Genomic DNA, 19,016 nt, shown 5'->3' on the forward strand with positions numbered 1-19,016 from the left:
AACAGGTCGCGTCGGTATATACGAATTCTCTGCCGACGCAGGTCCTCTTCATTGCTGCGACCGAATGAACCGGAAGGACATTTCCCGGCGGCCGCACGGATCGGGATGCCGGCATCTATGCACCGCCCTGCTCTCGCACTAGTCTGCCGCGCATGAAAATAGCCACCTGGAACATCAACGGAATCAGGGCTCGCATCGAGACGGCCGTCGCCTGGGTGCGCGAGGCGCAGCCGGACATCGTCTGCCTGCAGGAGATCAAGACGGTCGACGAAGGCTTTCCTGCCGTCGCCTTCGAAGACCTTGGCTACAATGTCGCGACGCATGGCCAGAAGGGCTTCAACGGCGTCGCCCTGCTCTCCAAGCTTCCCTTCGACGAAGTCAATCGCGGCCTGCCGGGCGATGACGGCGACGAGCAGTCGCGCTTCATTGAGGGCGTGTTCTCGGTGCCCTCAGGCGCCCTCCGCGTGGTCTCGCTCTATCTGCCGAACGGCAATCCGATCGGCACGGAGAAGTTTGCCTATAAGCTCGCCTGGATGGAGCGGCTCCGGACCTGGGCTGCGGCGCGGCTTCTAATCGAAGAGCCGCTGGTGCTCGGCGGCGATTACAACGTCATCCTCGAGCCGCGAGATGCGAAGGATCCGTCTCTCTGGACGGGCGATGCGCTGTTCCAGCCCGAGAGCCGGCAGGCCTTGCGCGCGATCGAGGCGCTCGGATTTACCGATGCGTTGCGCGCGACGACGGATGCAGGAGGCCTCTACACCTTCTGGGACTATCAGGCCGGCGCCTGGCAGAAGGACAACGGCATCCGCATCGACCATGTGCTGCTGTCGCCCCGCGCTACCGACCATCTGGTATCGGTCGGAATCGACAAGCATGTCCGGGCCTGGGAAAAGCCGTCGGACCATGTGCCTGTTTTCGTCGAGCTTTCGCTGTGACCGAGGCGATCACCGGCGGTTGCCTGTGCGGCCGGATCCATTACCGGATCGACAAGCCGCCGCGCCTCGTCTGTCACTGCCATTGCCGGCTCTGCCAACTTGCGGGCGGCGCGCTCTTCCTGACCTGGGCGACGTTTGACTCGTCGGCTTTCCACCTGACGGCTGGCGCGCCCGCGATCCATGAATCATCGTCGCTCGGCCGGCGGCATTTCTGCGCCGATTGCGGCACGCCGCTGATGATGACCATGACCGACGACGACATCCGCATCGATGTCACCCTCGCCTCGCTCGACGAGCCGGACCGCTTTCCGGTTCAGCACAATATCTGGGTCGGTAGCCGCCGCAGCGCCGCCAAGGGCTTCGACAGTGCCCTGCCTTCGCACTTCGACGAGCCCGAAGGCTAAGTCCGCGCTCCCGACATTCCGGAATAACCTTCCGATTGCTGACGCATATCTCTGATCAGCTCGCCTTGCCGCGTGCCGGGCCAGCTCGTATGCGCCGTCAAGAGGGTTGATACTGGCTCCGGCTGATGATGATCGCCAGCTTGTACGGGATCCAGATAGGCAGGCTCCGATAGGGATGACCCTTGGGCAGCTTCAACCGATGGCGCCGGGCGTTCCTCGCTTCAAACCGCGCGCGACGTGCACTCATAGGTAGAGGATAGATGCTTACCGCCGGATCCACTGGACTCACCGAAGTCATGCAAGCTCCTGCCGATAGCTAAATCAGGACAAACAAAATCGCCGCGCCACATGACTGCGGCACGCTCTCATCATTCGGCGATATACACTTGAAAACGCTGTACTTTTCGCCATCCCAATCAGAATATATCGGCTTGTCCGATCGCTTCAAATGGCAGAAAATGGATATGTTCGGAATTTGAAGCGAAGTCCTCAGGTCGGCATCGGGTCTCCCGACGAGCTCTGACTCTGAGAAAACGACAGGTTGTGGTGATGGACTACGGAATGCCCGTCGCGGACCCGTGGCTTGGGGTCGACAGCGAAGCAATCACGGCGGAGGTGATGGCATTACGGGCCCTGCCGAAGTTCAACAGCGCAGTTATCGATCTGCTTGATGAGCTGTTGCAAAACTATGCGCATCGGCCTGCTTTGCATGTCGTCATGAACGATCGAGGTCGCTTCCTGGTGATGCTTGCGGCACATCTTCTGCACCACGTGCCCGATGAACGAGGGCACCGGCTGTCAAAAGCTCGTCTCGCTGCCTATTGCCACGAGTGGAAGATCTGCAGTCGCGGTCGCGCGCGTGCCATCGGGTCAGGCCTGCGCTGGGCTGGTTTTCTTGAGGCCGGGCCTGCCCTCAAGGATGGCCGCACACGTCCGATCGTTCCGACCCCCGAACTCGATCGCCTGCTGACCAGCCTATGGAGCCGGCTCCACGAGATGATCGCGCAGCTGATGCCGGAGCATGGTCGGTCTCTGGCTTCGCTAGATGAACACACTTTCGCGCGCCGGGCCGAATGGGCGCTCATATCACTGAACTTTTCCGGCTTTCGCCTTCTTGATCATGCACCAAGGTTGCGCGCGCTCGCCGATAGCAATGCCGGGCTTGCCATCGCCGTCTTCGCCGCGATCAGCGTCGCGCGTGGTGATCCGCCGCCGTCGATTGCCTCACTGGCCCGCCAATTCAGCGTGTCGCGCGCCCATGCCCGCCAGATACTACAGACTGCCGAGATCGAAGGACTGTTGGCCTGCGATGCCAAGCCCATCGCGCCCCTCGAACAGTGGCTGCTCTTCGATGAATTCGCCAGTCTGGCGGCGTGGCTGCTCGTGATCCTGATCAGGGTCGGTTCAGAGGCCGACTTGGTCTCCGGACGACCGCGCGCGGTCGCCGCCGCGTCATGACGCGGCGGCTGTCCAATGGCTATCTCGGGAATTCGATGCCCATCTCGCGGTAGCGCTCCGGGTCGTCACCCCAGTTTTCACGCACCTTGACGAAGAGGAAGAGGTGGACCGGCTTTTCGGCCATCTCCTGAATGTCGGCGCGTGCCGCCATCGAGATCGCCTTGATGGTCTCGCCCTTATGGCCGATCACGATCCGTTTCTGGCTCTCGCGCTCGACATAGATCGTCTGCTCGATCCGTGCCGAACCGTCGGCCTGGTCCTTCCACTGCTCGGTCTCGACCGTCGAGGCGTAGGGCAATTCGTCATGCAGACGCAGGAACAGCTTCTCGCGCGTGATCTCGGCTGCCAGCGCCCGGAGCGGCAGATCGGAGACCTGATCGTCGGGATAGAGCCATGGCCCTGGCGGAACGGCACCGGCGAGATAACTGAGAAAATCGCCGCAACCATCGCCGGAAAGAGCCGAAATCATGAAGGTCTGTTCGAAGCGCACCCGATCATTGGCCTTCATGGCCATTTCGAGCAGCACTTCGCGCCTAACCTGGTCGATCTTGTTGAGGATCAGGATCTTGGGCTGGCGCACATCCGCCAGCTTGCCAAGAATCCCGTTCACGTCGTCGCCAAGGCCGCGTTCGGCGTCGACCAGCAGCGCGACGAGATCGGCATCCTTGGCGCCACCCCAGGCCGTATCGACCATGGCGCGGTCGAGCCGGCGCTTCGGGCGGAAGATGCCCGGCGTATCGACGAAGATGATCTGCGAAGCGCCTTCAAGCGCGATGCCGCGCATGATCGCGCGCGTCGTCTGAACCTTATGGGTGACAATCGAGATCTTGGTGCCGACGAGGCGGTTCAAGAGCGTCGACTTGCCGGCATTCGGCGCGCCGATCAGGGCGACGAAACCGCAGCGGGTATCGTGCTGCGATGAGGATGCGGCTTCCGGTGTCATGTCCGAGTGCGCGTCATCAATGGGTGTCATGGGTTTCGGGCCTCCAGACCCCCTGTGCGACCAGAACGGCGGTCGCGGCCTTCTGCTCGGCCTCGCGCTTGGACCGGCCGGCGCCGACCACCGTCGGCATGCCGTCGATCGTGACGGCGACACGGAAGCTCGGCGCATGATCGGGGCCGCTGCGCTCGACGATCTCGTAGGTCGGCGCCGCAAGGCCACGGCCCTGCACCCATTCCTGCAGTGTCGTCTTGGCGTCGCGCAGCGGACCGCTCCAGTTGAGCATCCGCGCCTGCCAATGCGCTGCAATGAAATCACGCGCCGCAGAAAGGCCGCCGTCGAGATAGAGCGCACCGATGACCGCCTCACAGACATCGCCGAGAATCGCGGCCTTCTTGCGGCCGCCTGACTGGATTTCACCACCGCCGAGGCGGATCCAGTTGCCAAGCCCGATTTCCAGCGCCACCTCGGCGCAGCTTTCGTTGCGCACGAGAGCGGTCAGCCGGCGGGCGAGTTCGCCCTCCTCCGCGTCGGGAAAGGCAGCAATGAGCATGTCCGCGATGACGAGTGCCAGCACCCGGTCGCCAAGAAATTCCAAGCGCTGGTAGCTGGCAGCATGGCCTAGATGGGCCTCGGCGACGGCGCTCGCGTGCGTCAGCGCGCGTTCGAGCAGGTCGATCACCGCGAAGCGATGGCCGAGGCGTAGTTCAAGAGGGGCGAGACCGCTAGACATCAGATCAACTTGAAGATGCGGTCGAAGCGAACGGTCCAGGGCCAGCGCCAGAACTGCCAGGCTGGTTCGCCTTCCTTGACCGAGAAGAAAATGAGGCCGGCGCGGCCGACGAAATTCTCAAACGGAACATAACCGACCGCGCCGAGCACGCGGCTGTCGGTGGAGTTGTCGCGGTTGTCGCCCATCATGAAGTAATGATCAGGCGGGACCTCGAAGACCTGGGTGTTGTCTGAAAAACTGTGCGGGTCGAGATCGAGCACCGTATAGCTGACGCCGTTCGGCAGCGTTTCCTTGTACCGTGCTACCCGCGTCTCCGCGCCGAACTCATCCGTGGTGGTGTAGTCGTCGATCTTTTCCTTGGGCACCGGCGTGCCATTGATCTGGAGAACACCGTCGATCATCTGGATCTTGTCGCCCGGAAGCCCGATCACCCGCTTGATATAGTCCACCGAGGGATCACGCGGCAGCTTGAAGACTGCGACATCACCACGCTCGGGCGGCGTCGCCCAGATGCGGCCCGAGAAGATGTCCGGCGCAAACGGCAGTGAATAGCGGCTGTAGCCATAGGCATATTTGGACACGAACAGGTAGTCGCCGACCAGAAGCGTGTCCTTCATCGAGCCAGACGGAATATTGAAGGGCTGGAACAGGAAGGTGCGGACGATCAAAGCCAGCACAAGCGCCTGGACGATGATCTTGACGGTCTCGCCGAAGCCGCCGCGCTCTGACTTGTATTTGTCGCCGGCCACGCTCATGAGCCTTCCCGATCCGTCACTATAAGGGCCCTCGCGGGCGCATGGTTCTTATCGGCTTCTCCGGCAGCGTGCAACGCGCCGCCGCATCCTGCGCTCAGGGCGGGGACGGCAGCGCCTCGATGATCACGAAGGCCTGGGCGAGTGGATACTCGTCGGTGATCGTCAGGTGGATGACAGCCTCATGGCCGGCCGGGAGCAAAGCCGCGAGACGGACGGCCGCGCCGCCGGTGAGCTTCATGGTCGGCTTGCCGCTTGGAAGGTTCACGACGCCCATGTCCCGCCAGAAGACGCCCTGGCTGAGACCCGTCCCGAGCGCCTTCGAACAGGCCTCCTTGGCCGCGAAACGCTTGGCATAAGACGCAGCGCGCTCCTTGCGCCGGTTGGAGCGCGCCTTCTCGATTTCGGTGAAGATGCGGTCGATGAAGCGGTCACCGAAGCGCGCGAGCGATTTCTCGACGCGGCGGATGTCTATCAAGTCGCTGCCGAGGCCGATGATCACAGAACCGCCTCCTTCGCCGCGGCCATGCGTGCCTCATCCATCGCCGCACGCATCAGGCGGATGGAGGCTTCCAGTCCGATGAAAACCGCCTCGCCGATGAGGAAATGGCCGATATTGAGTTCGCGCACAGCCGAAATCGCCGCCACCGGCCCTACGGTGTCGTAGGAAAGGCCATGGCCCGCATGGATCTCAAGCCCGAGAGAGGCTCCGTGGCGGGCCGCTTCGACGAGGCGCCGTGTCTCCGCGGCGAACGCATCCGCGCCCTGTTCGTGAGCCTCGCAATAGGTGCCGGTATGGAGTTCGACAACGGGCGCCTGAAGATCGGCAGCGGCATCCAGCTGGCGAAGATCCGGCGCAATGAACAGCGACACGCGAATGCCGGCCGCGCCAAGCTCGGCGATCATCGGCCGAAGATTCGCCATCTGTCCGGCAGCATCGAGGCCGCCTTCGGTCGTGCGCTCCTCGCGCCGTTCCGGCACGATACAGGCGGCATGGGGGCGATGACGGAGCGCGATAGCGACCATCTCACGCGTTGCCGCCATTTCGAAATTGAGCGGCAGAGTGATTTCGGCTTTCAGCCGTTCGATATCGGCATCGCGGATGTGACGGCGATCTTCGCGAAGATGCGCCGTGATGCCATCGGCCCCGGCGGCAGCGGCAAGCTCAGCCGCCCGTAGCGGATCAGGATGCGCGCCGCCGCGGGCATTTCGGATCGTTGCGACGTGATCGATGTTGACGCCGAGGCGGAGCGGTTCGAAACGGGACATCGGGCGGGCGCTCCCTTCAGGATGCACGATCAAAAACGACTGCCATGCAGTTCGCGCCGGCGGATGGCGAACCGTTCGCGGCGCGAGGTCTGGAAGGCCTCGGCAGCGAAGAAGACGGCGATGTAGGAGATGCCGCCGGCCACGATCGCGAGCGGGATCGAGCCGATCAGCATCGGCTCGATGACGGGCCAAATCGTGTGAAACGAGCTCGTCAACAGACGGTGCGACAGCTCTTCCGCTGTCTTCGCGTGACTGGCGAGACCGAACCAGCCGAGAACCATATTGCCGGTCTCATAGGTAGCGAACCAGATGAATGGGAAAGTCAGCGGATTGCCGATCGTCGTGCCGAGCACAGCGGCCAGCACATTGCCGCGGACCAGGAAGGCGGCGACGAAGCAGAGCAGGTAGTGAAAGCCGATGAACGGCGTCATTGCGAGCGCGACGCCCACGGCAAAGCCGGCCGCGATCGAATGCGGCGTTCCGGAAAGGCGAAGCAGGCGCTTGCCATAATAGCGCAGCGCTCGTCCCCAGCCGCGTTTCGGCCAAAGGAAATGATTGAGCTTCTGGTGGAGACGCAGAGGGTGGCGACGACGGAACAACATGACGGCGAACTATAGCCGATCCATTCAGGAGAGATTGCGGCTGCCCGGCTTCACGGCGGGAATCGACTGGAGTTCCGGCGGCAGATCATCGGCGGGATAGGCCGGAACCTTGTAGTCCGCCAGAGCGACGAGCGGAACGCCGACATCGGCCTCTCCAGCCGAACGATCGATCAGGCAGGCGACCGCGACGACCGTGCCGCCCAGCGCCTTGATGGCTTCGATCGTCTCGCGGCTCGAAAGCCCCGTCGAGATGATGTCCTCGACGACCAGGACGCGGGCGTTCTCGGGCAGGTCAAACCGACGGAGACGGAAGACGCCGCCTTCCCGCTCGACCCAGAGCGCCGGAACGCCGAGATGGCGCGCCGTCTCGTAACCGGGAATGAGACCGCCGAGGGCCGGCGAGATGACGACGTCGAACTCCAGCCCACTGGCGCGGATCTTTTCGGCGAGTGCCTTGCAGAGCAGCTCGGTGCGGTCCGGATACATGAAGACGCGCGCCTTCTGCAGGAAGACCGGGCTGTGCAGGCCGGAGGACAGGATGAAGTGTCCTTCGAGCAGCGCGCCGGACTGGCGGAACACGTCGATGACCTCGTGCTGTTGCATGGCGATTCCCAGACTGATGACGCCGATCAGGCGTTGACTCGATTGGCCGAACTGACGACGTGGCGCTCGCGCAGGTCGCTCAGCAGGCGGTTCAGATGCTTGACGTCCCAGACTTCCAGATCGATCTCGATTTCGGAAAAGTCTGGGGCGCTCCTGATGATTTTGAGGTTGGATATATTGCCGTCATTGTCGGCGATCACCTGCGCCACCTGCGCCAGGGTCCCGGGCTCGTTGATGGCAACGACCTCGATGCGAGCCGGGAAACGCTCGCGATTGGCGGCGTCGATATCCCAGCGCACATCCAGCCAGCGGTCCGGCTCGTCGTCGTAATCCTTGAGGCTCGGCGACTGGATCGGATAGATCGTGATCCCCTCGCCCGGCGTCATGATGCCGACGATACGATCGCCCGGCACGGCGCCGCCTTCGGGGGCGAAGCGCACGGGCATGTCGCCATGCAGTCCGCGGATCGGGATCGCATGCTCGGCATCGGCGGGATCGCCGCTCGGCACGCGGAAGATCATGCCGCTCGCCTTCTTCAGGCCGAACCAGCCAGCCTCGCCGCCCGTCCCGGCCCCCCCCTTCGGCAGGGAAGCCCGCTCGTCCTTGTGATCGGGATAGACGGCCTTCAAGACATTAACGGAGGGGATTTCGCCTCGCCCGACCGAGGCCAGCATGTCCTCGATATTCTGCTGCGCAAGGCGCGGCAGCGCCGCCTTGAGGCGGTCCTCGGAATAATCGCGGCCGGCACGCTCGAAGGCCCGCTCGACGATCTTGCGACCAAGACCGGCATATTGCTTGCGGATCGCGGCGCGGGCGGCACGGCGGATCGAGGCGCGCGCCTTGCCGGTAACCGCAATGGATTCCCAGGCTGGCGGCGGGATCTGCCCCTTTGAGCAGATGATCTCGACCTCGTCGCCATTCTTCAGTTCGGTCGTGAGCGGCATCATGCGGCCGTTCAACTTGCAGCCGACGCAGGTGTCGCCGATGTCGGTGTGAACAGCATAGGCGAAGTCGATCGGCGTCGCGCCGCGCGGCAAGGCGATGAGGCGGCCCTTGGGGGTGAAACAGAAAACCTGATCGTGGAAGAGCTCGAGCTTGGTGTTCTCGAGAAACTCCTCCGGCGTGTCGCCTTCGGCCAACATCTCGACAGTGCGGCGGAGCCAGGTATAGGCGCGGCTTTCGTCCGAGAGCTTGCCGCCGACCTTGTCCTTGTAGAGCGCATGAGCCGCGATGCCGTATTCGGCGACCTCGTTCATGTCCCAGGTGCGGATCTGCAGCTCGACGCGCTGACGGCCGGGACCGACCACCGTCGTGTGGATCGAGCGATAGTCGTTCTGCTTCGGCGTCGAGATGTAGTCCTTGAAACGTCCTGGCACCGTTGGCCACGACATGTGGACGATGCCGAGCGCGGCGTAGCAGGCGGCATGGCTGTCGACGATGACGCGAAAGCCAAGGATATCGGACAGCTGCTCGAACGAGATCGCCTTCCGCTCCATCTTGCGGAAGATCGAATAAGGCCGCTTCTCGCGGCCATAGACCTGCGCCTTGATGCCGTTCTTCTCGAACTTCTCCTTGAGGTCCTTCTCGATCTCGACGATGAGCCCCTGATTGCGCACGCGGATTTCGGCGAGGCGGTCCGTCACCGCCTTGTGCGCTTCGGGATTGACGACCGCGAAGGCCAGTTCCTCAAGCTCCTCGCGCATGTCGTGCATGCCCATGCGCCCCGCGAGCGGCGCATAGATCTCAAGCGTTTCCTCGGCGATGCGGCCGCGCTTCTCCACCGGCATGAAGTGGAGCGTGCGCATATTGTGCAAGCGGTCGGCCAGCTTCACCAGGAGGACGCGGACGTCCTCGGAAATGGCGAGCAGAAGCTTGCGGAAGTTCTCGGCCTGCGCCGCCTTCTTGGAAACAAGGTCGAGGCGCTTGATCTTGGTGAGGCCCTCGACCAGCCGGCCGATATCCTCGCCGAAGGTCGCGTCGATCTCCGAGCGCGTCGCGTCCGTGTCTTCGATCGTATCGTGAAGCAGCGCGACGGCGATGGTCGAATCGTCCAGCTTCAGGTCCGTGAGGATGCCGGCGACTTCGAGGGGATGCGAAAAATAGGGGTCGCCATTGGCGCGCCGCTGGCTGCCATGCTTCTGCATGGCATAGACATACGCCTTGTTCAAAAGCCCCTCGTCGGCCTGCGGATTGTACCGCTGGACACGTTCGAGGAGTTCATACTGGCGCATCATGGCGCGGCAATCCGATGACAGACTTCTGGACCGGGATCAGGCCCGGTCCCTTGCTATGTCATATAGGATCGCGGCCCGCGCCGAACGACAAGCAGTTTGACGCGCGCCAAGCAGCCGCGCTTGCAGTCGATCAGAAATCGTCCTGCTTGTCCGGCGGCACCATGCTCTCAAGACCGCGCAGCAGCTCTTCCTCGGACATCCGATCGAAGGCGATCGCATTGTCCTCAGCGACGTCTTCGTCGCCGCCGGCGAGCAGCGGAATATCCTGCTCGGGCTCGTCGACTTCGACATATTTCTGCAGCGAGTGGATGAGGTCCTCCTTGAGGTCCTCCGGCGCGACAGTCTCGTCGGCGATCTCCCTGAGAGCCACGACGGGATTCTTATCATTGTCGCGCGGCACGGTCAGAGCAGAGCCGCTGGCAATCATGCGGGCGCGATGTCCGGCCAGCAGCACGAGCTCAAAGCGGTTCTCGACCTTGTCGACGCAATCTTCCACGGTCACGCGCGCCATGGCAGGTCTCCTGGAAACATGTTCGGGTTCAAGCGGGATGAATAGGTGTCGGGGCCGTAGAATGCAAGCCCCGCGCCGAAATCCGGTTTGAGTGAGCCGGCGTTCGCCTGAGAGGATGTCGCCCGGCTCGTGGATTCACCATCTCCACAACTTCGGCCGGCAAACCGTTTGCGAGCCGCAAGCCGACGTCCTATTTGATTCAAATCACTTGCGGAGGACGACCATATTGCCGTCCCGACGCGAAACGCCATTTTCAGAATCTGGATATCGCACCATGTTTGATTCACGCGAAAAGATAGCTCTCTTCATCGATGGCGCAAATCTCTATGCCACCGCCAAGGCCCTCGCATTTGATATCGACTACAAGAAGTTGCTCAACGAATTCAGCGGCAAAGGCAATCTGATCCGCGCCTATTATTATACGGCGCTGTCGGAAGATCAGGAATATTCGTCGATCCGGCCACTGATCGACTGGCTCGATTACAATGGCTACTCGGTGGTGACCAAGCCGACCAAGGAATTCTACGACGCGACCGGCCGCCGCAAGATCAAGGGCAATATGGATATCGAGCTCGCCGTCGATGTCATGGAGCTCGCGGACCATATCGACCACATCATCCTCTTCTCGGGCGACGGTGATTTTCGTTCGCTGGTCGAGGCCGTGCAGCGCAAGGGCCGCAAGGTCAGCGTCATCTCGACGCTCGCCACTCAGCCGCCGATGATCGCGGACGAACTCCGACGCCAGGCCGATCACTTCGTCGATATCACGACGCTGCAGTCGCGGATCGGCCGCGATCCGGGTGAACGGGCCGTGCGCGCCGCGGAACGGGCGCAGGCGCAAGAGGCCTTCGACGACGGTTTCGACGAGGGCGTCTGATCGCGGAGGCGCCTGTGAGCCTCGCCGACAGCGACGCCCCGCGCGACTGCCCGTTCTGCCCAAGACTCGTGGCGTTTCGCGAGGCCTGGCGGGTCCGTGAGCCGCTTTGGCATAATGCCCCGGTCCCGTCCTTCGGCACTGCCGAAGGACGCCTCCTGATCGCGGGCCTCGCGCCTGGGCTCCGTGGCGCCAACCGCACCGGGCGCCCATTCACGGGCGACTATGCCGGTGACCTCCTCTATGACACGCTGATCCGGTTCGGCTTTGCCGAGGGAATTTTCGAGGCGCGGCCCGACGACAGCCTCTCACTTGTCGACACGGCCATCGCCAATGCAGTGCGCTGCGTTCCGCCGGAAAACAAGCCGACCACCGAGGAAATCCGCACCTGCAGGCCTTTCCTGACCGCGACAATCGCCGCCATGCCGCGCCTCGAAATCGTCGTGGCGCTCGGCAAGATCGCGCATGATTCCCTCGTTGTCGCGATGGGCGAGAAAATGGCTCGCTATCCGTTCGGCCATGGTCGGCAGCACCGGATCGGGAGATTGATGATCTTCGATAGCTACCATTGCTCCCGCTACAACACGAATACCGGCGTGCTGACCCCCGAGATGTTCCGGGCGGTTTTTGCCAATGTCAGGGCGTTCCTTACCCCCTGATCGGCCATCGTGCTAAAAAAGCCACGATTGCCGGCTGATGCACCCAGCTTCAGACATTCGCACTGCGCAATTGATATGTTTGCATTACCATAAGCATGTCTAGTTGGTTCGATGGCGTGGCAAAAGTTTCGGCTTCTCGCCTGTAATCATTTAGAAATTTTCTAAGGGCGCCTTATGCCCGTCCGCAAAGGCTGCCGTCTGCTGTTGACGGCGCGGCCCTCGAACGGAGATTTTCCAATGCGATTGAAGACGTTCATCCTCTGCTCCGCCGCGAGCCTCGCCACGATCGGTGGCGCCCAAGCCGCCGATCTGACGGTCGCCGAGCCCGTCGACTATGTGAAAGTCTGCGACGCATTCGGTGAGGGCTTCTTCTATTCGCCGGGCACCGACACCTGCATCAAGGTCGGCGGCTATGTGAAGTTCGGCACGGCGTTCGGCGACACCGACTTCGGCTATTACAACGAGAGCTATCCGACGAGCCGATGGAGCAATTTCTACACGGAAGCCTCGATCCAGCTCACGGCCTCGTCGGTGACTGAGTTTGGTAATCTGACCGGCTTCATCGATATGCGGGCGCAGTCGGGCAACGAGGGCAATTTCAGCGAGTCGCTGACGCAGGCCGTCAACAGCGCGACGAACTCGGCCTATATCGACAGCGCCTACCTGCAGCTCGGCCCCGTCCAGGCTGGCTATTTCACGTCACTGTTCGACTTCGGCCGCGGCTATACGGATACCGAGGGCTTCGGCTCGGACGAAACCACAGACCACATCCAGTTCACCTATGCGTCCAACGGGTTTGCCTTTGCGGCTTCGATCGAAGACCAGCGCGATCGCGGCGCGGCAGGCAGCACGGACGGCCTGACCGATGTGGACGGCGTCTACACGATCGGTGGGCAGGACAACATTCCAGACCTGATCGCGGCGATTTCCTATTCGTCGGGGATCGTCAGCGGCAAGCTGGCAGCCGCGTATGTTAACCAGGCCGTCGATGTGACGGGCTCCGGCACGGCCAGCGATCCCTATGTGGGCACCGGCAAGGACGGCTGGGCCGTCGGCGGCGGGCTAGAATTCTCGCTCGACAGCTTCTCGAAGGGCGACGGGTTCTTCATGTCCGCCGCGTATGGCAAGAATGCCAATAGCTTCACGGGCATCGCGGGCGGCACTTCGGTCGCGGATCTCGGCGGCTTCGAGGATGACGAGCTCGCGACCATCGCGACGGGCACCAGCTGGAGTGCGCTCGCCTCATACAAGCATCAGTGGAACGAGGCCGTCTATTCGGCGGTCACCGGCGGCTATGCCCAGTTTGATGGCGACGGTGCGCTGTTCACGGATTACAGCCTCAAGGCTTGGCGCGGCGTCTTCTCGACGAGCTGGACGCCCGTCACCAATCTCGAGCTGATGCTGGACGGCAGCTATTCGCGCGTCGAACAGACGGACGACACCACTGGCGACGCCTGGGCGGTCAATCTCTGGATGCAGCGTTCCTGGTAAGCGTCGTTACGATCGCGGGGCGAGGGTCCGGCCCTCGTCCCGCCCCATTCTACCCAGTTAGGGCCATCGGGCTGACAGTGCTTGGCGCGTGATCGTCGCGAGCCACATGGATAAACGAATCAACGGATTAGAAGCGTCGGCCGAGATATTGAATCAACCTCGGTCGCGCAGCACGCGGCTCTTCTCGCGATTCCAGTCCCGCTCTTTCTCGGTCGCGCGCTTGTCGTGCAGCTTCTTGCCCCGCGCCAGCGCGATCTCGACCTTGGCCCTGCCCTTGTCGTTGAAGAAGATCTTGAGCGGCACGATGGTCATACCCTCGCGCTGAACTGCGACGGCAAGCCGGCCGATTTCCTTCTTGTGCAGGAGAAGCTTCCGCGGACGGCGGGTCTCGTGGTTGAACTGGTTCGCCTGGAGATATTCCGGGATATAGGCGTTGTAGAGCCAGACCTCGCCACCCTTTTCGGCCGCGTAGGAATCGCTGATCGTCGATCGGCCGCCACGCAGAGACTTGATCTCGGTGCCGGTCAGCATGATACCCGCCTCGAAGACCTGGCCGATCTCGAAATCATACCGAGCGCGGCGATTATCGGCCGCGAGCTTGTAACGGGGATCGCCCGTTCCGCCGGACATCAGCGCATCCTCAATTGGTCAGGCCGGCATGCACCAGCGCAGCCCGGATCGCCGTCTTGGTCGGCTCGGTGATGCCGACCAGCGGCAGGCGCACGTCGTCTTCCATCCGGCTCAACACCGAAAGGGCGTACTTCGCTCCCGTCGGGTTGGGCTCGATGAACAGCGCCTGGTGCAGCGGCATCAGCCGGTCCTGATAGGCAAGCGCCTTGGCGAAGTCGCCCGCGATGCAGGCCGCCTGGAATTCCGCGCAGAGCTTCGGTGCGACATTCGACGTCACCGAGATACAGCCGCGTCCGCCATGCGCCATGAAGGCAAGAGCTGTCGCGTCCTCGCCAGAGAGCTGGATGAAATCGTGTCCAATGGCATGGCGGGTCTGGCTGACGCGTTCGAGCTTCGCCGTGGCGTCCTTGACGCCGACGATATTCGGCAGCTCGGCCAGGCGCGCCATGGTCTCGACGCTCATGTCGACCACGGAACGCGGCGGAATATTGTAGATGATGATCGGCAGGCCGACGGCGTCGTTGATCGCCTTGTAGTGCTGGTAGAGCCCCTCCTGATTGGGCTTGTTGTAGTAGGGCGTCACCACCAGCACGGCATCGGCGCCCGCCTTCTCGGCATGGCGGGCGAGGTCGATTGCCTCTCGGGTGTTGTTCGAGCCGGCACCGGCGATGACGGGCACGCGGCCGGCCGCCACCTCAATGCACAATTCGACGACGCGCTTATGCTCTGCATGGGACAAAGTGGGGCTTTCACCGGTCGTGCCGACGGGAACGAGCCCGTTGGTTCCCTCGGTGATTTGCCAGTCCACAAAGCTGCGGAACGCCTCTTCGTCGACGGAGCCGTTCCGCATCGGCGTGACGAGTGCCGTGATCGAACCCTTGAACATCGCGCGATTCCGCCTTTTGCCGTCAATCAGCCCAAATCCGCCCGGATAGAGTTCGGTTGCGGAACGGGATATGCTGCGGCGATCGTTGCTCTTTCCTCGAGGCCGGGACCATAGATGGTGCCTTGCGGCAGGGCAAGAACCGCCGTCGAACACGAGGCGTCAAGCCTTTGTTCACCACGTGGTCCTAACATTGGATGATCGGTCCGGCGTGGCATTGAACTCGTGGCCGTCCGGACTTGTGGTGTGCGTGAAGGAAGAGCGGGCATGATCGAGAATTCTCGGGGCGGGAGGCGGCAAAGGGCGCAGTTGATGGCGCGGGTCGCGCTCGCCGCGCTGTTGGCCGCGACCATGGCTTCGGAAACGCTCGCCCAGGCCCTGCCGAAGCCCCGCTCCCATCCGGCCCGGTCGGCCGATGCGACCGACGACCTGACGACATCCGCGATCACGCCGGTTGCCAAGCCGACGACGAGCAAGGCCTCCGCGGCCTCGCTCGCCAATGACATTTCCACGTCCTTCTCGCCGAGCCAGCTCGGTCTCGAGGCGGCATTGAAGCTGGTCGATGCCGGTCAGATCGGTAAGGCGATGGCGATCGCCCAGCTGATGCCGGACCAGACCAACCGCCACATCATCCAGTGGCTGGTCGCCCAGAGCGGCAGCCCGGATGTCTCGGTGACGCAGATCACGCAGACCGCGCAGGAACTGTCGGATTGGCCCGGACAGGCGCTGATGCGCCGCCGCGCCGAACAGGCGCTGCAGCGGATGAATGCTGATCCGGAGACCATCGTCTCCGCCTTTGCCAACACCAAGCCGGGTTCCGACGAAGGTCTCATCCTGCTCACCGGCGCGCTCGTCGCGACGGGCCGGACCAAGGATGCGGCTGCGCTGTTGCGTCCTCGCTGGCGCAAGGATTCCTTCTCGTCCAGCAACGAGGCGGCGATCCTGAAGCAGTTCAGCGGCCTCCTGACTCCCGCCGATCACAAGGCGCGGATGGACATGTTCCTCTACAATGACGACGCGGCCGAGGGCCTCGCCGTCTCCAAGATGCTCGACCGAAACATGCAGGCGCTGGCCGCTGCCCGTGCCGCGGTCATTACCAAGTCGGCCAATGCCGGCGCTCTGCTCGCCAAGGTGCCCGGATCGCTGCGCAAGGACCCCGGCTATATCTACTCGGCGACCCAGTATCTGCGCCGTTCCGAGCGGTACAAGGAAGCGGCGGCGATGATGCTGACCGCGCCGCGCAATGCCGAGCAGCTGGTCGATCCCGATGCATGGTGGGTCGAGCGGCGCGTGCTTTCGCGCGAGATGCTCGACATGGGCGACCCGCGTACCGCCTACAAGCTCGCCTCCGAGCATGCCGCCGAATCGAGCGCCAACCAGGCCGATGCGGAGTTCCATGCAGGCTGGTATGCTCTGCGCTTCCTCAATGATCCGGCCACCGCGCGCAGGCATTTTGCTGCGATCCAGGCGGCCTCCTCGATGCCGCTCAGCCAGTCGCGCGCCGAATACTGGCTTGGTCGCGCCGCCGAAGCGATGGGCGACCGCAACGAGGCGATCGCGCAATACCGCCTCGCCGCCGCCTATCCGACGACCTTCTACGGCCAGATCGCCTCGGCCAAGCTGGGCATGAAACAGTTGAGCCTGTCGGGACCTGGCAGTGCCGACAACGCAACCCGGAAGCGTTTCGCCAACCGGGAGATGGTTCAGGCCCTGCAGCGCCTGTCGGCGGCTGGCTATGATGATCGCGCCCGCGCCTTCTACATGCAGTTGGCAGATACGCTGACGAGCCCGACGGAAGTCGGCCTGCTCGCGCAGATGGCCGAGAAGGAAGGCCAGCATCAGGTGGCGCTGCAGATCGGCAAGAAAGCCTATGTGCGCGGCCTTCCGGTCGACACGCTCGCCTTCCCGATTGCGGCGATCCCGCGCGCGGTCAAGACCACCGCTGTCGAAAAATCGGTTGTCTATGCCGTCGCTCGCCAGGAAAGCGCCTTCAATCCGGCTGCCGTCAGCCATGCCGGCGCCCGCGGCCTGCTGCAGCTGATGCCGGGCACGGCCAAGATGGTCGCCAAGGCTGCCGGCGTTCCCTATTCGCTGCAGCGTCTCACCAGCGATCCGGGCTATAATGCGACGCTCGGTGCCGCCCATCTCGGCGACCTCGTTGGCGACTTCAACGGCTCCTACATCATGGCCTTCGCCGCCTATAACGCCGGCAAGAGCCGCGTGGTGCAGTGGGTCCAGCAATATGGCGATCCACGCGATCCGAATGTCGATGCGATCGACTGGATCGAGCGCATTCCCTACACCGAGACGCGCAACTATGTGATGCGCTGCACGGAGAACTTGCAGGTGTATCGCGCACGGCTTGGCGAGCCGGCGCTCGTGATCAACCGGGACCTGCATCGCGGCGGCCCGACCTGAGCCGCTGCCATGGTCGAAGACTTCAGCTATCTCGGCCGTGACGGACTGACGCTTGCCGGGCGCGACTACGGTTCTGGCGATTCGCCGTTGTTGCCGGTCGTCTGCCTGCCCGGGCTGACGCGCACGACCCGCGATTTCGAACTCCTGGCCGCTCCGCTCGCCGCCCGAAACCGCCGTGTTCTCGTCTTCGACTATCGCGGGCGTGGACGATCCGGCCGCGATCCAACCGGCCTGTCCTACACGGTACCGACCGAAATTGACGATATCCTGCTCGGCATGGCGTCGCGCGGTGTCAGCCGCTCGGTCTTCGTCGGCACTTCACGCGGCGGCATCATCGCCATGAGCCTTGCGGCGGCGCGGCCCGATCTCGTCGCGGGCGCCGTGCTCAACGATATCGGCAGCGTTGTCGAGGCTACGGGCCTGCTGCGCATCAAGTCCTATGTCGGCAAGGGAGCGGCGCCGGGCGACTGGGGCGAGGCGGCCGGCATGTTGCGGGCGCTGCATGGCGCGTTCTTCCCCGCCTTTTCGGATCTCGACTGGCAGACGCAGGCGCGGCTTACCTTCGCCGAGCAGGATGGAAAGCCCGTCATGGACTATGACCCGCTGCTGGCGCGCGGGCTCGACGCGCTGAACGACGCGACGCCTTCCGCCGACCTTTCGGCGGTTTTTCAGGCGCTTGTGGCGGTACCAGTGATGCTGATCCGCGGTGGTACATCGGATCTCATCACGCGCGAAACCGCAGAGACGATGGCCCGTCAGCATCCGGGGCTCGTCACGATCGAGGTGCCAGGCGAAGGTCATCCGCCGATGCTGCGCGGGAACCTCGTCACCGCCATTGCAGATTTCATCGACGGTATTCGCTAACCTCCTGTCAGGACCGTGGACGGCGCCCCGGTCCATCCGATGCCGCGAGCCGTGCCGCCTGCCCGACCCAGTCCTCGCCATCGATCGTCTCGCCGAGATTGAGGTAGCCCGAGACCCAGGCGATCTCCTGCGGGGTCCAGGCGGCGATCTGGCTGAAATGATAGACGCCAATCGCGTAGAGGCGGTCCGCATGGCGGCGCGTCAGGCCGGGGATGCGTTGCAGTTGATCCGCCCTGCCCTGACGCGGCCCTGGAAGCGCCGGCGGACGCATGCGCGGCGGCAGCTTAGGTGTCCGCGGACGCGAAGCCAAATCCGCCGCTGGTGCTGATGGAGCCGATGCAGTGGGTTGTGGCGGAGCCGGCGCGTTGACGGGCCGCGCCTCGATCGTGAAGGTCGGCTCCTCCCGGCGAGTTGCTGAGGACTGGAGCGAGACTGGCTGCGGCAAGGGCACCAGCGTCGCGAGTACCTCTTCGTCTGTCTCTTCCGGACCCGCGCGGCGGATGAAGAGCGGCCAGATCAGCCGGGCAAGCACCCAACCGACGAGCGCGCCGATCACGAAGCAGCAGGCAAGGATCGCCCAGAGTTCGGCTGCAAAGAGAATCATCGCAGTCCCCTGCCCGGCGCTCGGGGCTCGGCGGCACGGCGGGCGGCGGCGCGGGCCGACAGCACCGCGCCGATGGCGCCAGAGACCAGCCCAAGCACAGTGGCTGCCGCCATGAATGGCCAGATATGGAGCAGCAGGTAGTCCATGCGTGA

The 19,016-nt window shown here is 63.4% G+C and carries 21 protein-coding genes; 8 read left to right on the plus strand and 13 right to left on the minus strand.

Annotated features, from left to right (window positions below):
- Positions 1-152 precede the first annotated feature (152 nt).
- The 3 genes from xth (at position 153) to BUB39_RS15880 (ending at position 2,797) form a co-directional block, all read left to right on the plus strand.
- Positions 153-935: an exodeoxyribonuclease III gene (xth, locus tag BUB39_RS15870; RefSeq protein WP_073055138.1), complete on the plus strand. Its 783-nt coding sequence runs from the start codon at positions 153-155 to the stop codon at positions 933-935.
- Entirely contained in the window at positions 932-1,339 is a 408-nt protein-coding gene (locus tag BUB39_RS15875) for a GFA family protein (RefSeq protein WP_073055140.1), read from the plus strand. The genes xth and BUB39_RS15875 overlap by 4 nt, the downstream gene beginning before the upstream one ends.
- A 561-nt stretch (positions 1,340-1,900) precedes the next feature.
- A complete protein-coding gene (locus BUB39_RS15880; protein WP_139251498.1) occupies positions 1,901-2,797 on the plus strand; it encodes a hypothetical protein in 897 nt (298 codons plus the stop codon).
- A gap of 19 nt (positions 2,798-2,816) precedes the next feature.
- Here the strand turns inward: BUB39_RS15880 and era are convergent, their stop codons facing one another.
- The 9 genes from era to rpoZ form a co-directional block, all read right to left on the minus strand.
- Entirely contained in the window at positions 2,817-3,740 is a 924-nt protein-coding gene (gene era, locus BUB39_RS15885; protein ID WP_073055642.1) for a GTPase Era, read from the minus strand.
- Positions 3,741-3,756: 16 nt separating this feature from the next.
- Positions 3,757-4,470 carry a ribonuclease III gene (rnc, locus tag BUB39_RS15890; RefSeq protein ID WP_073055145.1) on the minus strand — a complete coding sequence of 238 codons (714 nt, stop codon included), beginning with the start codon at positions 4,468-4,470 and terminating at the stop codon, positions 3,757-3,759.
- The gene (gene lepB, locus BUB39_RS15895) at positions 4,470-5,225 is read right to left on the minus strand and encodes a signal peptidase I (RefSeq protein ID WP_073055147.1); all 756 of its coding nucleotides are present in this window, start codon (positions 5,223-5,225) and stop codon (positions 4,470-4,472) included. Before lepB ends, rnc begins: the two co-directional genes overlap by 1 nt.
- Positions 5,226-5,319: 94 nt before the next feature.
- Positions 5,320-5,724: a holo-ACP synthase gene (gene acpS, locus BUB39_RS15900; protein ID WP_073055149.1), complete on the minus strand. Its 405-nt coding sequence runs from the start codon at positions 5,722-5,724 to the stop codon at positions 5,320-5,322.
- On the minus strand, positions 5,721-6,491 hold the full coding sequence (locus BUB39_RS15905; protein ID WP_073055151.1) for a pyridoxine 5'-phosphate synthase: 771 nt from the start codon (positions 6,489-6,491) through the stop codon (positions 5,721-5,723). Before BUB39_RS15905 ends, acpS begins: the two co-directional genes overlap by 4 nt.
- A 29-nt stretch (positions 6,492-6,520) precedes the next feature.
- Complete coding sequence (locus BUB39_RS15910) at positions 6,521-7,093, minus strand: DUF2062 domain-containing protein (protein WP_073055153.1); 573 nt, start codon at positions 7,091-7,093, stop codon at positions 6,521-6,523.
- A 24-nt stretch (positions 7,094-7,117) separates the two neighbouring features.
- Positions 7,118-7,696 (minus strand): orotate phosphoribosyltransferase, encoded by a 579-nt coding sequence (gene pyrE, locus BUB39_RS15915; RefSeq protein ID WP_073055155.1) that lies wholly within the window; start codon positions 7,694-7,696, stop codon positions 7,118-7,120.
- A gap of 26 nt (positions 7,697-7,722) precedes the next feature.
- The gene (locus BUB39_RS15920) at positions 7,723-9,930 is read right to left on the minus strand and encodes a RelA/SpoT family protein (protein WP_073055157.1); all 2,208 of its coding nucleotides are present in this window, start codon (positions 9,928-9,930) and stop codon (positions 7,723-7,725) included.
- Positions 9,931-10,060: 130 nt separating this feature from the next.
- Positions 10,061-10,441: a DNA-directed RNA polymerase subunit omega gene (gene rpoZ, locus BUB39_RS15925; RefSeq protein WP_073055159.1), complete on the minus strand. Its 381-nt coding sequence runs from the start codon at positions 10,439-10,441 to the stop codon at positions 10,061-10,063.
- Between the two features lie 274 nt (positions 10,442-10,715).
- On the opposite strand from rpoZ, the gene BUB39_RS15930 reads away from it, so the two are divergent.
- The 3 genes from BUB39_RS15930 (at position 10,716) to BUB39_RS15940 (ending at position 13,465) form a co-directional block, all read left to right on the plus strand.
- Positions 10,716-11,318, plus strand: coding sequence for a LabA-like NYN domain-containing protein (locus BUB39_RS15930; RefSeq protein WP_073055161.1), 603 nt, complete (start codon positions 10,716-10,718; stop codon positions 11,316-11,318).
- Positions 11,319-11,332: 14 nt separating this feature from the next.
- Positions 11,333-11,974 (plus strand): uracil-DNA glycosylase, encoded by a 642-nt coding sequence (locus BUB39_RS15935; protein WP_084527469.1) that lies wholly within the window; start codon positions 11,333-11,335, stop codon positions 11,972-11,974.
- A 237-nt stretch (positions 11,975-12,211) separates the two neighbouring features.
- Positions 12,212-13,465: a porin gene (locus BUB39_RS15940; RefSeq protein WP_073055165.1), complete on the plus strand. Its 1,254-nt coding sequence runs from the start codon at positions 12,212-12,214 to the stop codon at positions 13,463-13,465.
- Positions 13,466-13,618: 153 nt separating this feature from the next.
- On the opposite strand, the gene smpB is transcribed toward BUB39_RS15940, so the two are convergent.
- Positions 13,619-14,095, minus strand: coding sequence for an SsrA-binding protein SmpB (gene smpB / locus BUB39_RS15945; RefSeq protein ID WP_073055168.1), 477 nt, complete (start codon positions 14,093-14,095; stop codon positions 13,619-13,621).
- Positions 14,096-14,105: 10 nt separating this feature from the next.
- Positions 14,106-14,981: a 4-hydroxy-tetrahydrodipicolinate synthase gene (gene dapA / locus BUB39_RS15950; RefSeq protein WP_073055170.1), complete on the minus strand. Its 876-nt coding sequence runs from the start codon at positions 14,979-14,981 to the stop codon at positions 14,106-14,108.
- 264 nt (positions 14,982-15,245) lie between these two features.
- Here dapA and BUB39_RS15955 point away from each other — a divergent pair, with 264 nt between their 5' ends.
- On the plus strand, positions 15,246-17,396 hold the full coding sequence (locus BUB39_RS15955) for a lytic transglycosylase domain-containing protein (protein WP_073055172.1): 2,151 nt from the start codon (positions 15,246-15,248) through the stop codon (positions 17,394-17,396).
- A gap of 9 nt (positions 17,397-17,405) precedes the next feature.
- A complete protein-coding gene (locus tag BUB39_RS15960; protein WP_073055174.1) occupies positions 17,406-18,260 on the plus strand; it encodes an alpha/beta fold hydrolase in 855 nt (284 codons plus the stop codon).
- Positions 18,261-18,267: 7 nt separating this feature from the next.
- On the opposite strand, the gene BUB39_RS15965 is transcribed toward BUB39_RS15960, so the two are convergent.
- Complete coding sequence (locus BUB39_RS15965) at positions 18,268-18,864, minus strand: hypothetical protein (RefSeq protein ID WP_073055176.1); 597 nt, start codon at positions 18,862-18,864, stop codon at positions 18,268-18,270.
- Positions 18,861-19,010: a hypothetical protein gene (locus tag BUB39_RS25510; RefSeq protein WP_175561883.1), complete on the minus strand. Its 150-nt coding sequence runs from the start codon at positions 19,008-19,010 to the stop codon at positions 18,861-18,863. The genes BUB39_RS15965 and BUB39_RS25510 overlap by 4 nt, the downstream gene beginning before the upstream one ends.
- Positions 19,011-19,016: the final 6 nt, after the last annotated feature.

The organism is Kaistia soli DSM 19436 (genome assembly GCF_900129325.1).
Taxonomy (GTDB): Bacteria; Pseudomonadota; Alphaproteobacteria; order Rhizobiales; family Kaistiaceae; genus Kaistia; species Kaistia soli.

Excerpts from the sequence above, each read along its gene's own strand:
- BUB39_RS15920 (WP_073055157.1), bottom strand. The coding sequence starts at position 9,930 with ATGATGCGCCAGTATGAACTCCTCGAACGTGTCCAGCGGTACAATCCG.
- BUB39_RS15930 (WP_073055161.1), top strand. The coding sequence starts at position 10,716 with ATGTTTGATTCACGCGAAAAGATAGCTCTCTTCATCGATGGCGCAAAT.
- smpB (WP_073055168.1), bottom strand. The coding sequence starts at position 14,095 with ATGTCCGGCGGAACGGGCGATCCCCGTTACAAGCTCGCGGCCGATAAT.
- era (WP_073055642.1), bottom strand. The coding sequence starts at position 3,740 with ATGACACCGGAAGCCGCATCCTCATCGCAGCACGATACCCGCTGCGGT.
- pyrE (WP_073055155.1), bottom strand. The coding sequence starts at position 7,696 with ATGCAACAGCACGAGGTCATCGACGTGTTCCGCCAGTCCGGCGCGCTG.
- BUB39_RS15905 (WP_073055151.1), bottom strand. The coding sequence starts at position 6,491 with ATGTCCCGTTTCGAACCGCTCCGCCTCGGCGTCAACATCGATCACGTC.
- rpoZ (WP_073055159.1), bottom strand. The coding sequence starts at position 10,441 with ATGGCGCGCGTGACCGTGGAAGATTGCGTCGACAAGGTCGAGAACCGC.
- dapA (WP_073055170.1), bottom strand. The coding sequence starts at position 14,981 with ATGTTCAAGGGTTCGATCACGGCACTCGTCACGCCGATGCGGAACGGC.
- BUB39_RS15940 (WP_073055165.1), top strand. The coding sequence starts at position 12,212 with ATGCGATTGAAGACGTTCATCCTCTGCTCCGCCGCGAGCCTCGCCACG.
- rnc (WP_073055145.1), bottom strand. The coding sequence starts at position 4,470 with ATGTCTAGCGGTCTCGCCCCTCTTGAACTACGCCTCGGCCATCGCTTC.
- BUB39_RS15955 (WP_073055172.1), top strand. The coding sequence starts at position 15,246 with ATGATCGAGAATTCTCGGGGCGGGAGGCGGCAAAGGGCGCAGTTGATG.
- BUB39_RS15965 (WP_073055176.1), bottom strand. The coding sequence starts at position 18,864 with ATGATTCTCTTTGCAGCCGAACTCTGGGCGATCCTTGCCTGCTGCTTC.
- BUB39_RS15910 (WP_073055153.1), bottom strand. The coding sequence starts at position 7,093 with ATGTTGTTCCGTCGTCGCCACCCTCTGCGTCTCCACCAGAAGCTCAAT.
- BUB39_RS15960 (WP_073055174.1), top strand. The coding sequence starts at position 17,406 with ATGGTCGAAGACTTCAGCTATCTCGGCCGTGACGGACTGACGCTTGCC.
- lepB (WP_073055147.1), bottom strand. The coding sequence starts at position 5,225 with ATGAGCGTGGCCGGCGACAAATACAAGTCAGAGCGCGGCGGCTTCGGC.
- BUB39_RS25510 (WP_175561883.1), bottom strand. The coding sequence starts at position 19,010 with ATGGACTACCTGCTGCTCCATATCTGGCCATTCATGGCGGCAGCCACT.
- xth (WP_073055138.1), top strand. The coding sequence starts at position 153 with ATGAAAATAGCCACCTGGAACATCAACGGAATCAGGGCTCGCATCGAG.
- BUB39_RS15880 (WP_139251498.1), top strand. The coding sequence starts at position 1,901 with ATGCCCGTCGCGGACCCGTGGCTTGGGGTCGACAGCGAAGCAATCACG.